Here is a 26,228-nt window from a genome sequence, read left to right on the forward strand (position 1 = left end):
TTAAATGCCCACCGTTAAACCGAAAGTAAAGTAACGGGAACGCGGAGTCCTGTTCTTATCCTCGCTCACTCCTATATTATTAGGTGATATTTCCGGATCTGCCCCCGTATATTTGGTCACGGTCAAGAGGTTATTCAAGGTCAAAGACAAGTTCAACGTATTCAGATGAGCCTTTTTCAACATCTTCGGATCGAAAGAATAGCTCAACGTCAACTGTTTGAAACGCAGGAACGAACCATCTTCCACAAAACGGTCACTGCCCAGATAGTTATAACCGTACTGATAAAGCGCACGGGGAATTTCCGTCATGTCGCCATCCTTGCGCCAACGCCAGTTCGTTGCGATGGACTGGTTATTGGTGGAGTACATGTTTTCTGCATCCATGCGCCCGTAATTGATGATTTTTCCACCTACACGGTAATTGAAGAACATGTTCAATGTCAGTCGCTTCCAACGCAACGTCGCTCCAAATCCCCCGTCAAACTTCGGATTGGAATTACCCAGATACACGATATCCAGTTCGTCTATGGTACCGTCATGGTTGACATCTTCATAAATGGCATCTCCTCCACGGAAACGGTAAGCATTTGAAGTCCCGTAGGCAAAATACATGGGGATGGTTTCCCCTTTTCCGTCCAAGACCACATTTCCATTCTCGTCGCGTACGACCGGAGCCGTAGCGTTTGGATTATCGGGCTGATATTTATCATATTGGTATACGCCTTTATACCTGAAACCATATATGGAACCGAAAGAGTTGTTAATCTGCAAGCGGGTCAAGTATCCTCCATTGGTATAGTTGAAATCCGGATTGTAATTATTCAGCACATTCTCGTCCAACTCAATGATGGTATTCACATAATTGGAGAAGTTAAGGCTCAAGTCCAAAGCCCAGTCTCCACGCTTCACCATGTTATTGGTACTGAACTCCAACTCCCAACCGTCGTTGTCCATCGTTCCCGCATTGACATACGACACCGACCCGAATCCGGTGGAAGAAGGAATCTTCTGGTCCTTAAACAACAAATCTTCCGTACGGCGATGGTAGACATTGGCCACCAGTTTGTAACGCCAGTCGAACAAGGTCAGGTCCACGCCCAAGTTATAAGAAGTAGAACGCTCCCATTTCAAGTTCGTCAGTTGCAATGAAGAGGGCTTGATGGCGGGCAAGTCGATATAATTCGAACCGTAACTGTTGTAGCGGCTTAAATACAAATATTCATAATCCGGCCGGTTACCCGTCACGCCCCAACCCAAACGTAAGGCAAACTCAGACATCCAGTTGTCGGCAAAGTCCATGAATTTCTCTTCGGAAATAAGCCACTTTCCGGAAACAGCCGGGAAAAATCCCCACCGATTGCCGGGGCCGAAGCGGGAACTGCCGTCCCAACGGGCGGTCAAGTCCAGAATATAACGGTCCAACAGGAAATAATGCCCACGGAACAGGAAGGCCATGTTGCGCCCTTCGCTCTTCCCACTGTTAAACGTATTCAAGTGTCCCTCGGAAGTCACATCCGTCCCCACAGTAGAAGCCAAACCGTACCGTTCAAACTCCTGGTACTGGGAGTTTGATATATCCATCTGCCAACCGGCATACAACATCAAAGACTGCCGCTCCCCGAGGTCCGGTTGCCAAGTGATATTATGGTCTGTATAAATGGATACGGCCTCAGACTCCTTACTATAAGACTTGTTCACGCTTCCATCGTTCCAGTTCTTGGACGTGGTTTCACGTGGCAGGAACTTCGTATCCTTCACGTTCTCCGAATCGAACTTGACATAACCGGCATAACGCAACTTGGCGGTGCCCGCCGGATCCAGGAAATCATACTGCAAACGTAATGTCGGCATGATACGCATGTTCGTCTGTTGGTACGAAGCCAAGTATCCCATCGCTACAGGGTTCTTCAAATCCCTTTGGTCGTCATTCAACTGGGTATTTTGCGCGATATTAAAATAGACATCCGTATTGTTCCCGTTCTTGTCTTGCCGGAAGACAGAAGCGTTTGGCATCTTCTTACGGGCGACGTCCAACAGGTTTCCGCCCTCCTCATTGTTCTTGTCATTGTCCGTGTAAGTGATGGCAAATTCCGTAAAGAACTTCAGACGGGAGGACACGGCATACTCCAAGTTCATCCGGTTGGAAAAGCGGTGCAGCTCCTGCCCGATGATGGTACCCGTCTGCTTGTAGTATCCGAAAGAAGCCCTGAACTTCGCCTTTTCACCTCCTCCGCTGACCGAAAGGTTATGGTCGTGCGTAAAGCCGTATTTGGAAACTTCGTCCACCCAATCTGTATTGTTGTTGAAGTTCTCAAAGTCCTGGGCTGTCCCGTACGCATTCACAAACTGCGCCTTGTCGTAACTATATTCCGGGATATTGCAATCTTCCTGGTTCCGGTTGAAGTAAGCCTGCTTCATCAGCATCGTATAATCGTCGCCATTCAGCAATTTGGTGCCTTCAGGCTGCTCCGACCCCGAGAAACGGTAAGAATAACTCACCCGTGTAGGTCCCGTCACACCTTTTTTCGTCGTAATATCAATCACACCATTGGCTCCGCGAGACCCCCAGATAGCTGCTGCCGCACCGTCCTTCAACACCGTAATCTCTTCTATATCGTCCGGACTGATGCACAGTAAGGAAGCAAATTGTTCCTGGTCGGCCGAAGCAAAGTCGAAAGAAGCGTCGATATTGCTTTCAAAGGGGATACCATTCAACAGAATCAAAGGTTGCGAATTGGAATTGATGGAAGTGATACCACGGATACGCATCACGGAACCACTGCCCAAGTCTCCCGAGTTCGCCACAATGTCCAGTCCGGCAATACGCCCCTGCAAGGCATCGTCGATGGAAGCCACAGACACCCCTTCGATAGCTTTCGTGTTAAACTTCTGCATGGCTCCGGAATATTCCCGTTCCGGTATGGCCAAACCGCCTCCTCCCACTAATTTGGAGGCTTTCACAGTGACTTCCTTCATCACGTTCTGCGATTCCAGTTTCACATCGAACCTGCGTTTGTTCCCTATGGGCAAGGTCAATTTCTTATACCCGACAAAAGAAAAATTCAAGGAGTTGTTGGGGTTCTTGATCTTCAAAGAAAAGTTCCCGTTGAAATCGGTCAAAGCCGAAGAGTAAATACGGCCATTCTTGTCTTGTTCTATCACGGTAGCCCCGATAAAGCCTTCAGGTTCGTCTTCCGCATACACCTTTCCGGTCACTATCACGCCTCCGTTTTGGGCAAACAGCCCATTGTGAAAGAAAAGCAATGCAAACCACAATAATATAGCATATACCTTATTCATAATCTTTTATTTAAAGTCTATTTTTGATAATTAATCGCATGGTCCACCAAATGCAATACAGCTTTTGACGAAGATAAGATTTGAGTGGCCAACGTATAGTCGTTGTCGTTCACGATATAGTCACGGGTCAATACATTATAATCCTCTTGATTCGATGTGATGACCTTGGCTTGTTGTTTTTCTCCGTTCCCGTTTTCCGGCTCGAAAGTGATGCCGCTACCGTCACTGCTCGCTTTGACATACACAAAGATTCCCTTATCATCCCGCGCGGCGGTCGGATAAGCCTTGCCTTGGTAAGAAACTCCGCTCACCGGCAACATGCCGTCTATAAAATGGAAGCGCAGGAAGTTCAACAAGTAGCGTGTCCAATCTGCTTTTACATCCAAATCCGCCTGGGCACTGATTTCGTCCCATGTATGCAGGTCGGGGTCGTCACGGAAAGCCTCTTCCAAGGCAGCACGCGTAGGCACCAGGACGGTATAGCGGAAATTATTAAAGGAAGTCACTACCGGTCCTATGCCGGACATCTTGCTGTTCTCCCCCTCGGAAGTCTCAAAAATCGGCTCTATGTCTTTATAGTCTTCGTTATCGGCCAAAGACAAAAAGACATCGTCATTCCCGACCAACAAATCAAAAAATGCACGATAATCTTCATTGGCAGTCATCGTATAATAGACCGACTTGAAAGGGTCCTGCAATATCCGGTCGATAAAGAATGTACGGCCATTGTCCATCTCATACCGTGCTTTCCTGTGGTCTTTCTCCAAAGTAACAACCTCTGCCTCAGGTAACCCTAATTCCATGTCACCGCCTCCTTGGACTTTCACCTGCTCGCCTGTTCCGGAAAGCGCGAGCACGGAGCCGCCCTTTGTCAGCACATACGGCAAAGTGCCCTCATCGATGAAACCGGAAAGCGGTTCGTCTTCATTATCGGCCACCACGATGTGCATGTCCAATATGTCTTGCAAGCGGTTGGCGACCTCTTCTGCCCCTTCCGTATCCAAGGCATCAGCCCCGACTGTCCGCAAAAGAGTTCCTTTCGAGCCGTCTTCGTTCGTGTCGTACACGTCCGCAACGACCTTTCCCATCTTCACATAAAAAGACCAGATTTCCCGCTTGTCTACTCCTTCATTCGCCCAAAGCGCCCACGTGATGGGATCCCGGTAGTTCGCCATGGCATCGTCTGTCGGGACAAGCAAGTTGTATTGGTTATCCATGGAGCGCAGGTAAAGGTGGTATTTCAGGTTATTCACGTCATCCATGTCATCATTTTTAATGGCCGCAGACATGGTGGTTGTCGTGTCGGCCGTCAACACCGGACCGTACACGGCCTGATAATCCACGGGCGGATAAACCTTATCCGTCATATACACGATACCGTTGCATGCGATGTATGCCTTTTGTACATCCTCTTCCTTCACAGACATCTCAAAACCGGCATTATCCGTCATGATATCCCAATTATGAGGCAAGGAGGTCAAGAAAGACAAACGCTGATGGTTTTGCAGGAAAACCGAAATGACATTCGTAGGCACCTCGTCCCATCCGGCGTAAGAATCCCGTAAGAACTGTCCGCGCGGCGATTCCCAATAATCTTTCATGGCCGCGTCGGAAGGGACGAACATGACCCCCATGTCCGTATTCCCGCCATACACATTATTCGACGGGTCGAAAGCCAATGTCCCGTACCCCGTAATATCCACCTTGCCCTCCGGGTCGGAAGAAAAATCCGTCAGGTTAAAGTAACGCTTCACAAACACGGAATCACTGATATTCCCCGCCCCGTAATAAGCCTTCACGGCATCGTCCACGCTCCCGTCATAATAAGGATAAGCAAACTTTTCCATCAGACCCGCAAAAGTGTGCATCCCCGCCGTCGAATTGATGACTTCCGACATATTGGGGGCGGGAGCCACTACGTCGTCCGCAATATGCAAATAACCGTTCTTGCAGGTCACGTCCTTCCGATTGGATTCCACATGCGCGTCATTCACATAAAACCCTTGAGTGTCATAGGGCTTGCCTTCCTCACCTTTCATGATTACCGCCCAATCGGCTTCTGTCAGGCCGGAAGTCGAAAAGAATTCCGGTGTCCAATATAATGCCATTTTAGAACCGTTGTCAGCCAAATAAGCTCCCTTACGTTCGCGGAAACGATTCCAAAAAGCAGTCTTCGGCAACGCGTCCGGCTTCACAAAAGAAATACTGTCTAAATAAGAGGCAGACGTTGCACGCCTCAAAGCGATGCCTTCCCCAATCCCCTGGTCGTTTGAAGAAACATTGGCCAACATGTGACTCAAGTAAGTCATATTCAGCATAGAGGAATTGAACAAATAACGCTTTTCCGAAGCCGACATCTTGTGAATCAGTGCCGGCCCGTCGCCTGTAAGTCCCTTTGAAAGGAAATAACGGGAAAAAGCCTCGTCATTAGCCGGAAACATGGTCTTACTCCCTGTAAGCCTCAAGGTCTCCTTATATCCCAAATCGTTCACTAACGCCAAATAGCAGTCAAACTGTCCGCTCGACTCCAAATATTCATAAATATTGGCACCTAACCAACTCGGCTCCTCATTATCGTAAATATAGTCATCCTTGCATGAATTCAACAAAGGAAAGCCTAACACGATGTATAGGCACCACCTCATGACCTGCTTTACATTTCTTTCCGCATGCATCTGTTTAGTATTAGAGATTTATACTTTTTAATATTTCACACCGCCTACTTTTCTTCCTTTCGGCAATACAAATTTAGCGGATATTAGGTCATTTGGAAATAGACAGATGCATCAAAATTTAAAAAATACAGTTCATAGCAGCAACAAACACCCGTATCGGCCCCGTCATAACGCAAATAATACCGTATGAGAATTAAATGTTTCTCTTTTAGCTCTCATGAGTGTGTCATTTACACTTTACAACAAAAGAGCGCGAATCGTTTAGCTCTTTTAACGGTTCCATCGTTTTTCATTTTCTTCTGCTCCGGCAAATACACGCGCCGTCTCCTTATCATCTGCCAAATATCACAACGTCATCCTTTTCGAGTTCCGGCAGACAAAATGAAAGGAGAACAGGACTTATTGGAATAAAGAAAAGCACGGCATAAAGCTGTTCCATACGTTTTCCTGCACATTCTTGAATACAGATTTTTACAATTCAGGATCTATTTTTTATTTTGTTAAGCAAAATTGCGAATCAATCTCAGCCAAACGAAAAACCGTTTGGCTGAAAAAACACTTTTTTTCTCCGCACGTCATTCCGGCAACCTCTGCACACCGGCTGAAAAACGGCCTGAAAACGGGACACAAACGTACGCTTCCGGGGCGTTTTTCCTCTATTTGGGACATTTCCGTCAACAAAAAACAAATATCAAGATGACGGAAAAACACCGCCATACGTTTACACCTCAACCATTCACACGCGGTAAAATCAGGCATCCGGAAGACTCCGTGACAAGCCAAAGCCGCATATCGCTGACCATACGCTTCCACCTCCTTGCACGAGAATCGAATATTTCCAGAAGACTCCGGCCGAGGGGACGGATACAGCAATCTCGCCCCCCTGACATTGACATTCTGACAAAATGAAAATCCGGTTCCCATGCCCCAAAAAGGACATGAGAACCGGACGCTTATAAAAATAACCTTTACTACCGCTCTACTTCGTCTTCGGCAAAGCCTCCTCCACGACTTTGGCCACTTGCCGGGCCAAGGCATCGAATCCGGCATCCACGGGATGCGTTCCGTCTCCCCCGGCATAATATTCGGGATGGTCTGCCACAACGCTCCACAAGTCGTTGACCTCGATGCCCTGCGACTTCACATATTCCGTCGCGATGGCATTACGGGCCTTCATACGCTCCGTGATAGGGGCAAACTCCTTCATCCCTTCACCTTGGCGTACCGGCGTGATCGTGGCCCAAATCAGTTTGGCATCGGGCGCATACTTCCTGAGCAACGCCACATACTCGGGAAAAGCTTTTGCATACTCTTCCTCCGTATAATCAAAACCGTGCAGGCCGTTGTTGAAATGAATCACGTCGAAGTGGTTGTGCTTCAGTATGGCCTCCACCTCGTCGAGCAAGGCAGGGTCGCCCACACTCTTCGAACCGGAAAGCCGCCCCACGTAGGCTTTGCCTTCCAACAACTTTTCGACTTTGGGGTGATACCCTCTCGTGATGGAGTTGCCGAGCAACAGGACGTGAGGCTTGTCCGTCTGGTTGGCACCCGTCAACCAGACATCGGACCATTCGATGTATTCGCGGGCAATATGTTCCTGTGCCCCGGCGGGAACGCAGAAACACATAAGGCCACTTAAAATTATCGAAAACAATGCTTTCATGACCGGTATTCCTTATTTTTTCAAGAAACGGTAAATCTTGGCATCCTTGCCCGGCACGTCGTAGGACAGACCGTCCTTGCCGACTTTCACGTCAGCACCGCTCCACAACTCCTTTACCGAGGAGAAAGAAGACGGGGAAAGCCCCAAACGCTCCAAAGCCACCTTACCGGCAATCTGGTTGTCTTTATAGTTCACGACAGACACATACAAATACTTTTCCGTATCCAAGACGAAACAGTTCTCCGCTCCGTCGCCCTTGTCGTTGTATTCGCGATAGCCATACACCGGACGGGCCGAACGTCCGAAATCCGCCATTTCGTTCACGTCCTTGTTCATCAAAATCTTTTGGGCGCGTTCGCGGGAAAGTTTGGCATCCCCACGTCCGGACTTGTCCTCCAAGCTGTAATTGTCCGACACCAATACCATCCCCGACACGGCCCCGTTGGTGATACGGGCACGGTTCTCGCCTTCCGTTTCCTTCTCCGCATCGTTTCCTACCAGCACGAGATGGTCCGGGTCGTTATATTGGTAAAACTCATTCGTCCACCAACCGCCCGACACGGCGTTCAGGCTGTATTCCGACTGTCCGATCTTGCCCCAAGTGTCGCAAGCGATGCGGCGTGAGTTCCCGTACTGATAAGGGAATATCGGAGCGATGGAAAGGGCGATGAACATCGGTTCGCCTTTGTCCACCTCGCTGATGAAGTGGGAGAAACCTTCGTTATAAGCCTCCACGGCCGTGGTCACGTCCTTATTATAATAGGAGTCGGCCTGCACCATACCGTTGCTGGTAAAGTCCACTTTCAGGTATTCAAATCCCTCTTTTTTCTTGTTCTGCACTTCACGGCTGATAAATTCCTTCGTTCCGGGATGCGTGGGGTCGAGGCAATACGCGCCGTCCAACTTGGCCGGTTTGCCGTTCACCTTAATCACACATTCATACCCCGTATACTGGCTGCCTTCGCAAATCTTCCTGTACAACATGTCTTCGTTCCACCACAGGCAGAAAGGCGTGACGTACGAACCGGGCACCTGCCCGTTCTTCTTCACCACTTCCGAGAACCGGGTACGTTGTTCGCTGTTCATGCCATCCCATGCATCAATGCTCATCACGTTGATGCCTTGGCTGTTGCAAAATCCATTCGGTTTCAATGTCTCTTTGAAGTATTCGGATACGGCCACGTCCACATCATAGCTGTTCTTGTCCGACATCACGCCCCAGCTCTGCCAACCGAAAGGCGTGCCGCGCTTCCATGTCTTACGCATGGGCTGCACCAAAGTATTAGCCCGGGCATATTCCTCCATTCCATTGCGCCAATCGGAAAAAGCCCCGATGAACATCAATGCCGAACGCACTTCCGGCCCTTTTACCTTTCCATGCGGCAGCTCGTCGCGCGTCTCCTTATTTGAAACCCCGGAGAACACCTTCAACGCTTCCACGCGGCTGTCGCCCGAAGCTTTCACCTCCACGGCACTCTTCCAACGGTTATGCTCCACCGAACCCAACACGATGCCCCGGCGGCTCTCTCCCGCATAAAGCGCGGAAACCTCGTAAGAGGTCATGTCGCCTGCCAGACGGTTCTTATGGTAACGTACGAAACCGTCATTGTCGAAAGGAATCTTCAACATGCGGTTCGTCTGCGCCGGAGCATACAGGTCGTAAGGCGTAGCCACCGCCACGGGCGCAAGGTAGTTGGAACGAAGGGAGGCATCCCCTTTCAGCACCACGTCCGTCAACACGTAATCCCGTCCTTCATACACGTAAAACTCTTGTGTAAGGGTCACGTCATCGCCACTGGCAGGCGATGAGAAGACAAACGCATGGCACGTCCCCTTTCCAAAGGCATCGTTCACCGTACGCTTCTGGTAGTCGGCCTCCGCACACGAAGCCGAACTGATACGGAAACCGTCCTTGCCATGGATGTCGTACGTAGCCTCCGGCACAGAACCCATGAACACGGGCCGGTAAGCCTTCCCGCCGTTATACTCCACATTGAATTGTTTCCCATTCTCCACGTACGTGATGCGCAAATCTCCCGCCTTGATGACCACATCTTCTGCCATAGCCGCCATGGCCGGGAACAGGCATGCACACCACATCGTACAAATCACTCCTTTCTTTCTCATTTTCATATAATTATTTCACAATCTTTTAATATACCAAAGTTTTGCAGACTTCTTTCGTTCCATCAGCATAGTGAATCCTCACCAGAGCCATACCGTTGAAATGTGGCAAGTCCAATTCCATTTGGGTACGACCTGACAAGTCTCTCGTACCGTTCAGACGTCCCTGCATATCATAGACCTCTATGCGATTCATATCTTTACCGGAATAAACCATCAAACGCTTTCCTCCGAGGGGTACGACTTTCGTTCGAACCATTGCTTCATTTTCCATGTCTTTCACTCCACTGCCTCCCGTTTTCTTAAAGCGGTACACACGTACATCTTTCTCTGGAACACTATACGGTAAGTTCCCGTCCACTTTTATCAATTCATTCGTCCAAAGCTCACGCACTTCGGAAAAAGCATCGGAAGAAATATCCAGTAAATCCAATGGAATATTACCCGAAAGCTCATTTTTCTGATAATTGAACACCGCTACGTACAGATATTTATCGTTATCGAACATGAAGAAATTTTCCGCTCCGTCCGCATTTCCGTTATACTCCTTGTAACCATATACCGGACGGAAAGAACGTCCCATGTCTGCCATCTCATTGATGTCCTTGTTCAGCATCACGGTCTGCGCCACTTCACGCGACCGTTCCGCCCAACCTTGCCCCGAACGGTCGTTCAGGCTGAAGTTGTCCGCCACGAGCATCATGCCCGTCACAGCCCCGTTGGTATAGCGGGCGCGGTTCTCGCCAATAGTATTGTTCAACTGGTCCTTGTTCCCCACCAACACCAAATGGTCGGGGTCGTTATATTGGAAAAGACGGTCGGTCCACCATCCGCCTGAGATGGCGTTCATACTGAATTCCGTCTGTTCGATAGACCCCCATGTGTCACACGCGATGCGCCGGGAGTTCGCATATTGGTAAGGAAAGAGCGGAGCGATGGAAAAAGCGGCAAACATGCCATACTTATCCATTTGACGGTGGATGTAATCCATTCCCTCGCTATAAGCGGCCACCGCCGTAGTCACCCCCGGGTTATAATAAGAATCAGCTTGTATGATGCCGCAATTCACAAAGTCCATTTTGATATACTTGAACCCATACGAATATTGCGTACGTATGAAATTCGCCATGGCACTTTTCGTATAAGGATGCGTAGGATCCATACAATACGCACCGTCATACCAAATCGGTTTGCCATTAGCCTTGAGCACGACATCCCAACGCGTCCACTTCGTCCCGTCGGAAGCCGTACCTAACACATCGTCCCAATTGGGGTTCTCCCCACTCCACATGGAGAACGGCGTACTGTAACACCCTACCATTTGGTTTTTCTTCTTACATTGGTTGATAAAGTTCAAATGCTCCACATTGCTCATTCCATCGCCTGCGTCAAGGCTAAAAATAATATTCCCTTGGCTGTTGCAAAAGCCCGCCGGAGTCAGCACGTCATGGTAATAATCTGAAATTTCCACATCCGTGGCATAAGAGTTCTTGCTTTCCAACACCCCCCAACTCTGCCATCCGAAGGGCGTGCCGTATGTCCAGGTCTCGGTACGCGGTGCCACAAGGTTGTTGGCATCGGCAAATGTCTCCATCCCCACGCGCCAATCATCGAAATATCCCACGAACATACGGGCAGAGGTCACGACCGGCCCTTTCACCTTGCCATGAGGAATGGCATCACGCGTTTCTGAAGTCGACACACCGGAATATACACGAAGTTCGTTCACGCTCCCGTTATTCGACAAGTTGGCACTGACGGCACTCTTCCATAAATCATGATCCACAGACCCTAAAACCAACCCTTCCCGGCTCTTCCCCTCGTAAAGCGCAGAAACCTCGTACGAAATGACTTCACCACTCATCTTGTATTTTCCGTAACGCCCGAAAGCATCATTGTCGAACGGCACTTTCAACATGCGGTTACCATCATCGGACATGTAAAGCGTATAATTTGCGTCCACAGAGACAGGAGCCAAATAGTTGCTTCGGATAGCGGCATTCCCCTCCACAGAAAGGTCCGTCAGCATGTAATCCAAGCCGGGATAAATATAAAAACGTTGCTTCATCGTCACTTCATCACCATTGTCCGGACGGCTGAACGTAAACGTATAGCATTTGCCCGTACCGAATTCATTATCCACCGCCTCTTCCGCACGGGCCACGTCGGCAAACGAAGCCGTTGTCACTTCACGTGCCACCCCTTCGGCATTATCATAACGGGCGACCGAAGCCGAATGGTTCACGACACACTTCCGCGCAGCCCCCCCTTCGTCCAGTACGTTGATACGGAAAGCCTTCTCGCTTTCCATATAAGTGATTTTCCACATCCCGTCCGCCACGACGATATCATCGGCCTGCGAAACAGCCGGCACGGTCCACAAGGACAAGAGGAACATTTTTTTGATAAGTGTAATATCCAATCTTTTTTTCATTGCTATTTTATCTAAGATTTAATTTTCCCAAACATTACATTCACGGCCACAAAGAGACTAAAAAAAACAGAGAAGCCGCAAGAATTACGGCGCAAAAAATAGAAAAAATGCTTCAGGCCGCTTCTTCCAAAGAAAAAAGCGGCCTGAAAAGGAATTTATTTCACCACAATGGTTTTCCGGAACACAATATTGTCGGATGCCCGCCCTATCTGAATTTCCACATCACCGGGTTCCACGACGCGTTTCAGATATTCGTTACAGAAAGACAACTCTTCAATGGGCATTTCCAACTCCACTTCCACTTCTTTGCCTGCCGGTACCTCCACTTTCTTAAAAGCCTTGAGCTGCTGCACCGGCTGTGAAACGGAAGCGACGAGGTCATGCACATACAGTTGTACGACCTCCTTCCCGTCACGTTTACCCGTATTCTTCACTTTGACCTTGGCTTTCAATTTTCCATTTGCCGAGAACACGGTATCGTTCAGGCTGAAATCACTATACTCAAAATTCGTATAACTCAATCCGTACCCGAAATTCCACAAGGCATAAGGTTTGTCGAACACGTAATGGCCGTTAGGCTCATCCAGACTTCCACCCTTGTCGAACACCGTTTCGCGGTCAGTCCGATAATAATTATAATAACACGGCGTATTACCGGTACTGCGCGGGAAAGAGACATTCAAACGACCGGAAGGATTCACCTTGCCCAACAATACATCGGCCATGGCATTCCCCTGCTGCTCGCCGCCATAAAACTGCAACACTACGGCATCGGCATTCTCCTTGGCCCAAGTCATGACCAAAGGCTTACCGGTTATCAGCACCACCACTACTGGCTTGCCTGTCGCTTTCACCGCTTTCAACAAATCCAACTGCTTGCCAGGCAACTCTAACGAAGAAAGGTCGAACCCTTCTCCCGAAGTCACTTTGTTGGCCTTGGCATTCCGCCCTAACCAAAGACTACGCGTACCCACAGCCACGATGGCAATATCACTTTTACGGGCCAACTCCACGGCGGCAGCGATACCGTCTTCTTTCTGGCTCCACCAATCACAACCGTCCAACTGGTTCACCTGTACCTTCTGTCCCAACGCATTCTTCAAGCCGTCGAACAACGTGACACACTCATGATGGTCGGCATTGACCCATCCATAATCACCGGCCACACCGTAATTGCTGTTCGGGCCCAACAAAGCGATAGATTTGTAACGCGACAAATCCAAAGGAAGGATATTGTTCTTATTCTCCAACAAGACGATACTTTCGTCCGCCACAGCCTTGGCTAAAGCCACATGCTCTTTGCTACGTACCACTTTGTCCACCTTGGCCGGATCAATGGCATCCTCGCCTTCATCGAAAAGGCCGAGTTTGAACTTGGCTTCCAGTATCCGCCGACAAGCCCGGTCGATATAGTACTCATCCAACTGCCCTTTCTTCACCTGCTCCTCCAGTGTCTGATAAGCCCAATCCCATACATCCATATCGATACCGGCGATAATGGCCTTACGGGCCGCTTCTTCGGAAGTGGCCACGGCCTGATGGAACACTTTCAAACGGTCTACAGCTCCCCAGTCGGAATACACATACCCTTTAAAGCCTAACTCCCCGCGCAGGAAGTCTGTCATATAATAAGCCGAATGCGTCATCGGCACACCATCATAAGCACTATAACAACTCATGACCGACACGGGATCGGCATTGCGGATGACTTTCGCAAAAGGATAAGCATACAAGTTACGCAACTCTCGCTCCCCCCCGGCCACATAAGCACAATTCAGACCTCCCGTCGGTGTACCATGAGCCACAAAATGTTTGGGCATTGCGCCTACGCCTTCCGTTTGCGAACCACGCACGAAGGAAGTGCCCATCTCGCCAATCAGGAACGGGTCTTCACCGAAAGTCTCTTCCACACGCCCCCAACGGAGTTCACGCGCAATGTCGAGCACAGGACATTGCAACTGCCGGATACCTATCACATGAGCTTCCCGGCCGATGGCTTCGGCCATATCCTCCACCAAATCAGGGTTGAAAGTGGACCCTTGCGCAATAGCCTGTGGAAATATCGTGCACCCATCCTGCAATACCCCATTGATGCCTTCCACGGTAATCAAGGCCGGAATCCCCCACAGTGTCCGTGTACGGAGATGATGTTGGAGTTTTTTAAACAGTTCGGCTGCTTCTTTCGCCGTCTTGCTCATCTCATGCATCGTACCTGTACTCTCCTTATAATGGCTTTCCACGGCATTAATGTCACTGTTGGAATTGTTTTGCAGTTGCAAGACCTTCTCATGCAAAGTCATGCGCCTCAGCAAATCTTCCACCCGTTCTTCCACGGGCAATGAGGCATCTTGGTAGCGTGGCTTCTCTTCAGCCACAGATGGTAAGGTGCCGCAAATCAACAACGCGGCAAATAAGAACTTTTTTTTCATTTTTTATCGTCCAACTTATTGAGTAAATAAATCATAAACATGCAAAAATAACATTCTTTCGGTCGTCTGATGAAATAAGTTTGCTCCAAAAAGCAACGGTTTTGGCGCAAGCCAAACGGGACTACCCCGGCATCCCGGAGCATTCGTCCTTACGTTCCAAGAAAAAGGCCCGGACGACCTTCACAGGCCATCCGAGCCCAACAACCTAACCTAATTCACAGTTAATCACTTAAACTGTGCTTCTTTATTTTACAATCTTGGCCACTTTGTCACCGGCTTCCACCACGAATACGCCCTTACCGTTCACCGTAATGGCTTCATTGGTTCTGCCTGAACCGACTTCAGAGCCTTGCATATTGTAAATATTCACTTGTACATCTTCGTCAGTTACTACCGTCAGCACGTCACCATCCACAACCACTTTCAAAGCCGCAGAAGTTGACATCGGTTTTACGCCATCAGCCCCTTCCGCCACCGTAACATCCGTCGTAACGAACGGAGTGGCAGCATAAGCGTAGTTCACGGCTTGCACACCCACTGTATAATCACCTGCCGGTAATTTGTCGAAAGTGTAATATTGATAATCTTCCGCATAAGTAGTCGCATACGTCCCAAACATCTGATAAGACAACTGTTTGCCCGTCTCTATGTTAGCCGGGACCAAAATACGGAACATGCTCCCGTCCTTACTCCGTGCATACACATTGTACATGGCTTTATTTCCATTCCCCATTTCCGAGCGGTCCCATTTCAGGGTAATGTAACCTTTTCCGGTTTCCGCTTCTATGATTTCCGGCTCATCGGGCATAATGACTTCCGCACCCTCCGTCACGTTATAACTGGGAATCGCATCATCAGCCTTATCCGTCCAATCCGTACACATGATATCCAACAAACCATCTCCGTTCACATCCCCAAAAGTCGCATCCATGGTCTGTCCATCACCATCGCTTTGAGGAATTCGTGCCCCATAGCATTCTGCCGTCCAATAATCGGCATATTGCGGATAGCCATAAGCACCAACCTGCCCTTCGCTAATACTGAACAAACGGCTCCATGAATAAGCCTGACCGAATTTCTCAGGCACGGACTCGTCTTGGCAAATTTCGTCACAACAACCACGTTGATAGAAATCGGGAATGTCGTCCCCATTGAAATCGGCAAACATAACGCCCAATTTCGCCACCGTATGTGCAGGAAGAATACCTGTAGGCCATTCTTCCACAGACGCATAATCTTCACCCATGCCGAACGTCAAATAACTCGAGAAACGTGGCCTGCCTCCCGCAACAGCCCCATGAATCCACAAATCCATCTTACCGTCCTGGTCAAAGTCGGTAGCCAACATCAAACCGGAATCCATTCCCCAGGCCGAGAAGACATCCCTTACCTCATAATTCGCATCTCGCGCAATACCCAACATATCCAAAATACCCTGAGCAGCCCCGACAAATCTGTCTGTCACATCTTGGAACTCTCCATTTTGCAGGTTACGATAAAAACGGATTTCATCTCCTCCAATCTCTACTCCGACCAACTTACCCTCTGTACCGTCAGCCCAACCTGTAGACACAATATCCAACCAACCGTCGTTGTCGAAATCTATAAATGCCACCGAACCATGAGACAAAGGCTTAGCCTGCATTGTCGGTTCCTCGGTATATTCGCCTTCTACCGTCGTACCGGTTTCCGGGTCATATATGCTTTCTCCCAATTTATATAACCCCTTCCGGTTGGGTTCTTTGTCAAATGGCAGAGGATGGAACACGTTCACATTCTCAAAACGCTCCCCGTTCACGTTACGGAACAACTTGACAAAACGCCCCTCCGTAGGAGCCTGTCCTGTAATCAACAAATCTGTATAACCGTCACGGTCATAATCCCCGGTCACTAAAGACGCATACTGTGAACCTTCATTAAAGAGGAAATTATCATCGCCGGTATAATTAAATGCAGCCAACGCCGCATCTTCCACAGTCTCGAACTGTCCTCCGCCTAAATTTTTCACCAATGTGTAACGGGGATTCAATCCTGACATGTTTCCACCTTGATTTAAGGTTATAAAATCCACCAACCCGTCGGAATTAAAATCAAAAGGTTGGCTTCCGAAGCCACGAAGAGAAACAGGCAGTCCGTTCTTCATACCTACAAACTTCTCGGTCACAATGGTATCCATCACGACCTTGCCGTCCAATATGGAATCCTGCAACTCATACGAACCGTCTTCGTGCCATATCGTATCAAAGAATAGACTTTTTCGTACGTTGTCTCATAGTCAAAGATGGCTTCCAAATTAGCAGAAAAAGCACCATCCCCATTGGAACGGGCCAACACGCCGCGACATGCCCAACCGTTTTCACAGGATGTACCTCCGTAATACACGTCCATGAAACCGTCATTATCGAAGTCGGCCACAATAGGGCATCCACGATGCACGGGCCATCCCACTTGGTCGCGGAAGTCCCGATTCTGTTCAAACGTTACACGCTGTGCCTCGGCTGCCTGACACAAGGCTAAAGCCGCACAACAAGTCAACACTGTTTTAAAAGTAGCATTTTTCATGTCTTCTGTATTTTTATTCGTTTAAAGTTATTTTCGAAAGACCCGGACTGCCTTCTAAGGCCGCCCGGGCCTTCATTCACATTCAATCACTATAACCGTTTTACTTATTTCACGACCTTGACGGCCTCATTTCCGGCCTTTACCACGAATACGCCCTTGCCATTTACGGTAATGGGTTCATTCGTCATTCCCGAAGCTACCTCGGCACCTTGCATGTTATAGACATTCACCGAGATATCACTAGCACTCGTCACAACAATAGCATCACCATTGACAATGACCTGCATACCCCGTGCCACAGACTGCGAAGACACACCCACATAATCACTCTCCGTCACAGACACCTCGGTCGTGGTCCATGCCGTAGCCTGATAAGCATAATTCACAGCCTGCACCCCCACGATGTAATCACCCACAGGAAGCTTGTCAAAGACATAAGAAGCTGCCCCATCCTCATTACCTGTATTCACATAACAACCAAACATAGCATAAGCCAACTGCTTTCCAGTCTCAAGGTTAGCCGGAACCACCATGCGCAGCGCACCGCTTTGCTTGTCCTGTATATAAAGGTTGAACATGGCCGGATTGCCATTGTTCATATCCGAAGCTTCCCATTCCACAGTTACACGTCCTTTCTCCGGAGTAACATTCACTTCACCCACTTCCTCCGGAGCATAAAATTCCACTCCGGTCTTATTCCAACTGATAACCTGTTGGTCGTTACGCCCATTGTCCGGACTTCCTGTATAATCTGAAGTGAGAAGCTCCATATTATAATCGTTATCAAAATCTCCGAAGTTGTTCACGCTCGGCTCGCTTTTGGCCAGATAACCGCCAAACACCTCATTGCTTTCATCATTGAAGAAATAGGTATTATAAACCGTACTATTATCGCTTAAATCCACAAAACGCCCCCATCCTGCGGCTTCTCCTGTGGCAGGATTGACCTTGGAAGTCCATCCGTTGGTCATATAGTCCGGATAATCATCCCCATTCAAATCCACACAAATGAAACGATAGCAGGATGCCATGGCGGCCGGAGTAATATCGGTGGGGATTTCTTCAAACCGGAAACCGTTTTCATCCGATATGTTTCTCAGTTGGTTAGATTGCTTTAACGTACGGGTACCACCCCAACCCCAAGAGCATCCCTGTGTGCCTAACTGCATCAGGTCGGTACGTCCGTCCTGATCAAAGTCCAACGCGAGGGTAATGCCTTCTTCGCATCCCCAGGCACGGAACACATCAGCCATTGTACCATCCACGGTCATACCATAAGTATTCAACACCGTACTGGCCGCTTCAATAAGCGAAGGAGAATTTGTCACATCCTGAAACTCGCCATTCTGTAGGTTCTTGTAGAAACGGATCTGGTTACCGGTGATTTCCCCCATATTCTCACGCGCCTCTGCATATCCTGTCACAACCACGTCCAACCAACTATCACCATCCAAATCAATGAACACGACAGAACCGTGGGACATTTGCATAGGTTTCAGCGTAGGCTTGTCTATATATGCTCCCGGAACATCCGCACCGGTCTCAGGATCTGTTGTATCTTCGAGTTGTTCATAGATTCCTTTTTTAGTCAGTTCCTCATCGAATGGCAGCGGATGGAAAACCCGCGCTTCCTCGAAATGGTCACCGTTCACATTACGCAATAACATCGTATAACGTCCTGCAGGCCCATTACCGCAAAGCAACACATCCGTGAAACCATCCTTATCATAATCCCCCGTCACCAATGAACCGTAAGGGCTATTCTCATTAAATTTGTCACCATTGGTATTAGAAGACAATCCACCTATACTAGAAAGAACCGGATCCTCCAACACCTCAAACTGCCAATCTCCCTTATTGATGACCAATACATAACCTTGCGATGTGCCGGTATCATTTCCACCGGTATTAAGAATAATGAAGTCCACCAAACCGTCATTATTGAAATCAATGGGCTGGCTACCTTGCCCGAACGCCGTGCGCGGCAGTCCGTTCTTCATGCCTACAAACTTCTCGGTCACAATAGTATCCATCACGACCTTACCGTCCAATATGGAATCCTGCAACTCATACGAACCGTCTTCGTGCCATATCGTATCAAAGAATAGACTTTTTCGTACGTTGTCTCATAGTCAAAGATGGCATCCGTAACCCCTTCAAACTGACCGTCGCCCAAGTTCTTGACCAACACGCCACGCGACTGCCAACCTTTGTTCTCGGAAGTTCCGTTCAAGTACATGTCCATCCATCCGTCATTGTTGAAGTCGGCCACAAAAGCCCGGCTCCGATGACTCGGCCATCCGCCCATATCACCCAACGTGAAGTCTGCCTCAAACGTCAGAGGGTCTTGTGCCTGCAACCCTTGGACACCAGTCAAGGCCGCAGCTCCCAACATCATTTTAACTACTAGTTTTCTCATATTTGCTAAAATCATTTATTACTTTAAAAACCATTCACTTTCATCCATCAGACGGGCTTTGACGGCCTCGCCCCCATTTCCAAAACGGGCTGCCACTTTCTCTGCTGCATAAGCCGGCCAACGCCCACGGTGGCGTGCAATACGCATCAAATCGAAGAAACGGCTGCCTTCGAAAGCGGTCTCTGCGGCCATTTCATCAATGATACGGTCTTCTACATATTCGATAGAATCAGCCTTGGCGGCAGCCAAACGGATGGGGTCTTTGGAAACCACCACCGTATCTTTTTCCTCTCCCGTCTCACCGTCTACCACCTTGATGGTATCATACGGTGTATAATCCGGGATGAGATAATCCGAGGTAGGAAAGCCTATGGCCCGCCCACGCCCACGGGTTGCCGTACCTACATTATTATCGTAGGAATCGGACGTAAAGTCCAAAAACATTTCCCCCGTGCGTTCAGATGCCGGAATCCTCGTCGTATTGGCCAAATTTGTCTTGTTCAAGCCGTATGCCAAGACAGCAAAAGCCGTAGCCGGACGCCCGTAACGGTTGATGGCCTCAGCCAAACGCAAGTAAACCTGTGAAGTACGGTATACCGGCAGATTACGTACATAACGCAATCCTCCCAACGCTTCATTTTCCGGATCCTCCACTCCGCCAGATGTGGACAAGGAATAGAATTTATCAATAAGCGTACCCTTATAATCCCCCAAACCATCGGTAGTATAAGACACAGAAGAAGTTGTACCATTCGAGAACTCAAACAGCCCACGTAAATCCCCAGTAAAGAATCCCTGTATACGGGTGGTATTTTCGGCGGCATAGTAATGTGACACACGTGACATCCAATCCACAAAAGAAGTTGTAGGTACAATCGAAGGCACTTCATTGTATGACCAACGTACCAACTGTGGGTGGTAGGCATCGGGACGGGAACTGTACACCAAAGAAGAAAGTAATTCATTGGAACCTGTATTCACATAAGCTGATATCCAAGCTGCAGACCCACCCGTACGAGCCGTATTCGTCCAATAGTTACCATAAGAACTTGTCAATGTCAGCTTACGTTTGTCTATCAGACGGTAATATGCCGTAGCAGCTTCCGCATAACGTCCCAAGAAAAGATACAAGTCGCCCAATACCATATCTACGGGGAGGAACATCTTGCGCGAATCGAAATTGTCTATCGTCCCATAATCCAAGGCACGTACACCTATATATGGTGTCAAATCATCAATCAGCAGCTGTGCCAAATCTTCAAGCCCCTTCTGCGGATACTCCTTGAGTGCGGCCTCCAAGCTCAACACGGGTTCTTCAATCCAACTGACTTTCCCGGCCGCCAAGGCCAGTTGCCAATAGGTCCAAGCCCGTATCACTTTGATTTGCGCATATTCGGGAATCATAACCTTGTCTTCGTAAAACACGATATTCGTGTCCATCTTCGCTATGGCATAATTACAGTTGTTAATAATATTGTAATAATCATAGAACGAAGCATACTCGTTATCCGACGAGACCTTGAAATTGGAAATCTCCTGAATATCCACTTTTGCATCCTCGGTCGCTTCCATCAGGTCGCCGCGCAACTCGCCCAACAGCACATAGCGGTCGCCCAAACGTTGCACCTGCGAAAGAATACCCAACACGGAATAGAGAGAGTCATTAGGAGAATCCAAACGGTTGTCCTCCTCAAAACCTACCGTAGTAGAATCTGTCTCCATCATATCCGTACAGGCGGGGAAAGCTGCCATGCAAGCACAAACGACACCCACAGCTTTCATATAGTTTTTGATAAATGTCTTCATATTCACTTTCTTATTTTGCATTACAAATTCAATTTCACCCCAATCTGGAACGAACGCGACTGTGGCACCAACCCTGCATCCACACCTTGGTAAAGCACGGACTGACTGTATGAAAATTCAGGATCCGTACCCAAATACTTCGTCAGCGTGCAAAGATTGTTCACTGCCGCCCATACCGATATTCCTTGCAAGAATGAGGTAGAACGTACGGGAACACGGTAAGACAACATCAGGCGTTTAAATTTCAAATAGGACGCGTCCTCAATCCAACGGTCTGAGAAACGGGCATTCCCCATCGGGTCATCAAAAGTGGCACGAGGAATATCTGTCACTTGGCCATCTGCCATCCAACGGTTCTCCATAGCTATGCTTTGGTTGGACAAACTGCTGCCCGACTCCAAGTTGGCACGCAAAGCATTATAGGCATCATTACCCAAAGAATAAGTAAAGAGTGCCCCCAACTCCAAATCACGCCAACGGAAGTTCAAATTGAAGTTACCATAGATGTCCGGATTCGGGTCACCGATGATCACACGATCATCTTCCCCGATGATACCGTCCTTAGAATGATCCACGAAACGCATGTCACCGGCCGAGAAAGGAATACGCTGCCCCGAAGAAGAAAGAATGGCAAGCCCGGCATCTGCCGCCTCTTGTGCTGTGGCATACACCCCGTCGGTCTGGTAACCATAGAACACGCCCACCGGCTGTCCTTCTGTAGTCAATACCGTTCCTCCGGCCAATTCCGTAGTGAAACTGCCATTGGGCAAGGATGTAATTTTATTCTTATAATGGCCTACGGTCAACCCTATATTGAACTTGAAATCTTTCGTATCCACGATACGGGCATTAGCCGCAATTTCAAATCCCTGATTTTCCATTTCGCCATTATTGTCATAATAATACTGCAAACCAGCCTCTTCGTTCAAGGAACGGAGCGTCACCAGATCTTTCGTTTTGGAATAGAAATAGTCGATGTTCATGCTCAAACGATTGGACAGGATACTAAAGTCCAATCCTACGTTAGCCCGACCTGTAGTTTCCCACTTCAACTTTTCATTCCCGATATTGCTCAAAACAATTCCCGTCGCATCATTAGCCACCAAAGAAGATGTGAAATAAGTACGGTTGGCATAAACAGGCAAATTACCGTTACCGGCCATCGTATAAGCCACACGCAACTTCAGATTGTCAATGAAGTCCACGTTGCGCATAAACTTCTCGGAAGAAATAAGCCAGGCTCCGCTGACCGACGGGAAATATCCCCACGACACACCGCATAAGTCTATACCTCCGGCTTCGTTACCAAAACGAGAAGAAGTCTCCATCGACATACCCAAGTTCAGGAAATACTTGTTCATAAAACCATAATCCGCATTCAAATACCAAGACATGTTACGGTCCATGTATTCCGTCCCGAAAAGATAACGCAAATCACTTGTCGTATTGGACAAAGCTGTCATATAGTCGGAGCCCGTATTGTACCCTTGGCCGTATGTATACTTGAAATAGTCGTTATAAAAACGATAGCCCAAGGCTGCGGACAGATTATGCCGGTACCCTTTCAGGATGTCCCATTTTAAATAGGCATCAAGCGAAAGGGAAGTCTGCCGGGCCATAGAGCTGCGAACTTCATTCAACGCCGTAGCGTACACTTCACCCAAACTATTGTAAAGCGGTTCGTTCGCTATGCCTGCATCGGGAATAAACAAGTCTTCATTTTCCTTATCATAAGAAAAACCGAAAAGCGCGGCAGCCTCCAAACGGTCGGTAATCTGGTAAGTCGGACGCAAGTTCAATGTAAAACGGTATTTATCAAGCGTCGGCATATTATCTTTCTCCAACAGAGCCAACGGATTACCATAATTCAACTCATCCACATCCGTCAAACGGCCGCTCAAAGAACCACTTTCATTATATTGATAAGGAGAATAAAGCGGCGACTTTACCAATGCAAGGTAATACGGTGAACGCATCCGGTCCAATCCGTCAAAAGTCACCTTATGTCCAGTTTGCGTATAAGCAATGTCGAACAATATCTTGAATTCGTCTGTCAACTTGATGTCTGAATTGAAGCGCACATTCAGGCGATCGAACTTTGTTCCATCTATGTTTCCATTATTTTGGGCATATCCCAAGGAGAAACGGTAAAGAGCTATGTCATCACCACCCGACACAGATATACCATAATTTTGGATAAAAGCCGTTTTGTTGATTTCATCCATCCAGTCGGTATTATTATGCACCGCACGGTAAAAAGACCGCGAAGGGTCATCGTTCGTAAACTGGAAATCTTCCACTTCATGCCTATCCATACCAGACATGACATCAGTGGCATAGCGACGGTAAGCATCAGCTCCCATCACAGGCATAGTCTCAAAAGGTGTTTGGAATCCAAAAGAAATATTAGCATCTATCTTCGTTGCCATCTCTCCGGCACGCTTGGTTTGAATCAACACCACACCATTCGCCCCTCGTGCCCCCCAAATAGCCGAACCGTTCTTCAACACCGTTACCTTGTCTATATCCGACGGGTCAAGCAAAGTCAGCGGGTTATTGTAATATCCGTCCACGGTAGAAATGCCCTCCTCATGAGACTGCCATACCACACCATCGACCACGAACAATGGTTGGGAAGACAGATTCAAAGAATTATAACCACGTACAAAATAGGAAGCACTCGCCCCGGGTTCACCCGAACGGGCAGAAGTACGCATCTGGCCGGCCAATAAGGAATTCATATCTTCCGTCATGCTTAACGCACCGGAAGTAAAGCCATCTACCGCAACCCGTCCGTCTGACACGGACATTTCGTCGTCATAATAAGAATGCCCCGGTACGGTATAGAGCGACACGTTTACCTCCGTCCGCCCCTTGACAGCCACCACTTGACGGGAATACCCCGGCGCATCCACATAGAGAGGCACCCGCAAATCGGGCAAACCAATCTCGTACTCACCTTTTTCATCGGTCATGGCCGACACATTCACATTCGGGGTCGTGATACGGGCACCGGCAAAACCTTGCCCAGTCACGGCATCCACAACCCGGCCTTTCACATGGTAAGGCATCCGGACCTTTTCTGCCTGCCCGGCCTTTACCGAATCTGCGGGAACCGGCTCCTGGGCCTGCAATGCAAAAGAGAAGAAAGCCAATCCGGCCATCGTTCCCGTAAGTTTCAACAAATAAGAATTAAATATAGAATACATAACTCATCATGCTTTAAGGATTAACAAATCAAGGTACAGGCACGAAACGAATCCGGTCGACACGGAAACGGCGACGATACTTCACATTCACTTCCGAAGCTTTCACATTGGTACGGATACGGAATGTCGTACGTACTTTCACATCGTCCGTGGAATTATCCTCATCCATGAACCACATACCATCATAATAATTGGCTGCGGGCAGTTCCAATGCTTCCCAAACTTTCAAAGTCTTCACTTTGTTGTCGCCTACACTGTCTCCTCCGATAATCAAATCCGGATCGTCATCATCGTCACGCGAGATATTGGCAGTACCATTCTTGTCAGCGCGCGGATAGACCAATCGGAACTCCAACCGCGTTTTTTCCTCGGCCAAAGCGACTCCGTCAATGACGGGGGGAACAAAATCCACATATACGTCGTATTTACCGGCCAAAATCTGAGGTATCTCAAAAGTAACTTCCGCTGTTCCCGTAGCATTGGTCACCTCCAGATAACTATTGTTGCTCACACCCTGCACGGCACTGTTGGCATCCGTATTGCGCACATAGGCACTTGTACTGGTACTCGTAGTACGACCGTTCAAATACTCGGCTTCCACTAAAATTTCTTTATTCCATGTACAAGTGTCATCTAAAACCAAATCTCCTTTCGCCAAGTACATCAACCCGTTGGAACCATCCAGTTTCGTATAAGGCGCAAAATAACGGCCTGTCTGATAAATCACATTTCCCGTAACTGTCACCAAAGAATCCTTTGATGCCGGGTCATCAACCCTTCCCCTGAATGTCAAACCGTTCAGGATAGCCTGCCCCGTCTGTACATCACGAATCGAATCAGCCACAGCCTCGTCCGCATTATACGTCGTAAAATAAGGACTGATATGAGCATAGGCTTTGTCCCAAGCTTCGTTGTCCGGCAGAATCATGGTATAAAGCGAGTCTTCATCATCAATATGGCCAATACCATAATAATAATTATAAAGCATCGGATTGTAATCCACAAACACCGAATCCGTTCCGACGCTGGCTGATGCATCATACCTCTTTTCTATAAAACGGTTGATGAACTCATACACCTTGGAATATTCAGGATAAACGGACATATATTCATAGAAATTATAACGGTAAGGAATGGTGTCGCTCAGTTTGTGCAGAATACCATTAACCGCCCGCTCATTACCTTCCTCCAAAGCCGTCCCATTGAAAGAACCCGTCCCGTCATACGCCATACGTTTACCGTTTAACATATAGATGTACTTCCCCGGCTGAGTGGAAGTAGGGTTGCTGTAACGGGCGATATGATTACTTACCAGGCGTTCCAATGCAGCTCGGTCTGTCATGTCTACATTCGCCAAGGCCTCGTTTACCGGCGCCCACACAGTATAAGTCTGGTTAGATGCAAGCAAGCTATCCGCCCCCGTCTTTTCCACTATTTGGGCGAAAGTACTCAACGATGCGTCATTACGGAGCAAAGCCATCAGGCTGACCTGAGGCACACTACCATTCAAGTCGTAATGCGCATCCCACTCGTCGTTACAGGAAACAAACAACGCCGCCCCCGATAACAAACAGATGATTCCTTTATTTATTTGTTTCATTTGTTCT

Annotated in this window: 13 protein-coding genes; all 13 read right to left on the minus strand. The window is 48.3% G+C overall.

The window, feature by feature from the left end; translation table 11 throughout:
* The 13 genes from HMPREF9442_RS06120 to HMPREF9442_RS06185 all read right to left on the minus strand — a co-directional run bounded on the left by HMPREF9442_RS06120 (window position 1) and on the right by HMPREF9442_RS06185 (window position 26,221).
* Window positions 1-3,300, minus strand: a complete 3,300-nt coding sequence (locus tag HMPREF9442_RS06120; protein ID WP_008626485.1) for a SusC/RagA family TonB-linked outer membrane protein — start codon at window positions 3,298-3,300, stop codon at window positions 1-3.
* A gap of 17 nt (window positions 3,301-3,317) precedes the next feature.
* The gene (locus HMPREF9442_RS06125) at window positions 3,318-5,945 is read right to left on the minus strand and encodes a hypothetical protein (RefSeq protein ID WP_253271043.1); all 2,628 of its coding nucleotides are present in this window, start codon (window positions 5,943-5,945) and stop codon (window positions 3,318-3,320) included.
* A gap of 1,009 nt (window positions 5,946-6,954) precedes the next feature.
* Window positions 6,955-7,638 carry an SGNH/GDSL hydrolase family protein gene (locus HMPREF9442_RS06135; protein ID WP_008626488.1) on the minus strand — a complete coding sequence of 228 codons (684 nt, stop codon included), beginning with the start codon at window positions 7,636-7,638 and terminating at the stop codon, window positions 6,955-6,957.
* A 12-nt stretch (window positions 7,639-7,650) separates the two neighbouring features.
* Window positions 7,651-9,765 carry an alpha-galactosidase gene (locus HMPREF9442_RS06140; RefSeq protein WP_253271044.1) on the minus strand — a complete coding sequence of 705 codons (2,115 nt, stop codon included), beginning with the start codon at window positions 9,763-9,765 and terminating at the stop codon, window positions 7,651-7,653.
* A 25-nt stretch (window positions 9,766-9,790) separates the two neighbouring features.
* Entirely contained in the window at window positions 9,791-12,196 is a 2,406-nt protein-coding gene (locus HMPREF9442_RS06145) for an alpha-galactosidase (RefSeq protein ID WP_008626490.1), read from the minus strand.
* A gap of 155 nt (window positions 12,197-12,351) precedes the next feature.
* On the minus strand, window positions 12,352-14,625 hold the full coding sequence (locus HMPREF9442_RS06150) for a glycoside hydrolase family 3 N-terminal domain-containing protein (RefSeq protein ID WP_008626491.1): 2,274 nt from the start codon (window positions 14,623-14,625) through the stop codon (window positions 12,352-12,354).
* Between the two features lie 244 nt (window positions 14,626-14,869).
* Window positions 14,870-16,834 (minus strand): FG-GAP-like repeat-containing protein, encoded by a 1,965-nt coding sequence (locus HMPREF9442_RS06155; RefSeq protein WP_253271045.1) that lies wholly within the window; start codon window positions 16,832-16,834, stop codon window positions 14,870-14,872.
* On the minus strand, window positions 16,801-17,187 hold the full coding sequence (locus tag HMPREF9442_RS16705; protein WP_008626494.1) for a hypothetical protein: 387 nt from the start codon (window positions 17,185-17,187) through the stop codon (window positions 16,801-16,803). The genes HMPREF9442_RS06155 and HMPREF9442_RS16705 overlap by 34 nt, the downstream gene beginning before the upstream one ends.
* A gap of 104 nt (window positions 17,188-17,291) precedes the next feature.
* The gene (locus HMPREF9442_RS06165) at window positions 17,292-19,220 is read right to left on the minus strand and encodes an FG-GAP repeat domain-containing protein (protein WP_008626495.1); all 1,929 of its coding nucleotides are present in this window, start codon (window positions 19,218-19,220) and stop codon (window positions 17,292-17,294) included.
* On the minus strand, window positions 19,220-19,606 hold the full coding sequence (locus HMPREF9442_RS16710) for an FG-GAP repeat domain-containing protein (protein ID WP_253271046.1): 387 nt from the start codon (window positions 19,604-19,606) through the stop codon (window positions 19,220-19,222). The genes HMPREF9442_RS06165 and HMPREF9442_RS16710 overlap by 1 nt, the downstream gene beginning before the upstream one ends.
* A gap of 18 nt (window positions 19,607-19,624) precedes the next feature.
* Window positions 19,625-21,412, minus strand: a complete 1,788-nt coding sequence (locus HMPREF9442_RS06175) for a RagB/SusD family nutrient uptake outer membrane protein (protein ID WP_232038411.1) — start codon at window positions 21,410-21,412, stop codon at window positions 19,625-19,627.
* 20 nt (window positions 21,413-21,432) lie between these two features.
* Entirely contained in the window at window positions 21,433-24,621 is a 3,189-nt protein-coding gene (locus tag HMPREF9442_RS06180; protein ID WP_040602717.1) for a SusC/RagA family TonB-linked outer membrane protein, read from the minus strand.
* 28 nt (window positions 24,622-24,649) lie between these two features.
* The gene (locus HMPREF9442_RS06185) at window positions 24,650-26,221 is read right to left on the minus strand and encodes a fasciclin domain-containing protein (RefSeq protein ID WP_008626509.1); all 1,572 of its coding nucleotides are present in this window, start codon (window positions 26,219-26,221) and stop codon (window positions 24,650-24,652) included.
* Window positions 26,222-26,228: the final 7 nt, after the last annotated feature.

Source organism: Paraprevotella xylaniphila YIT 11841, assembly GCF_000205165.1.
Lineage (GTDB): Bacteria > Bacteroidota > Bacteroidia > Bacteroidales > Bacteroidaceae > Paraprevotella > Paraprevotella xylaniphila.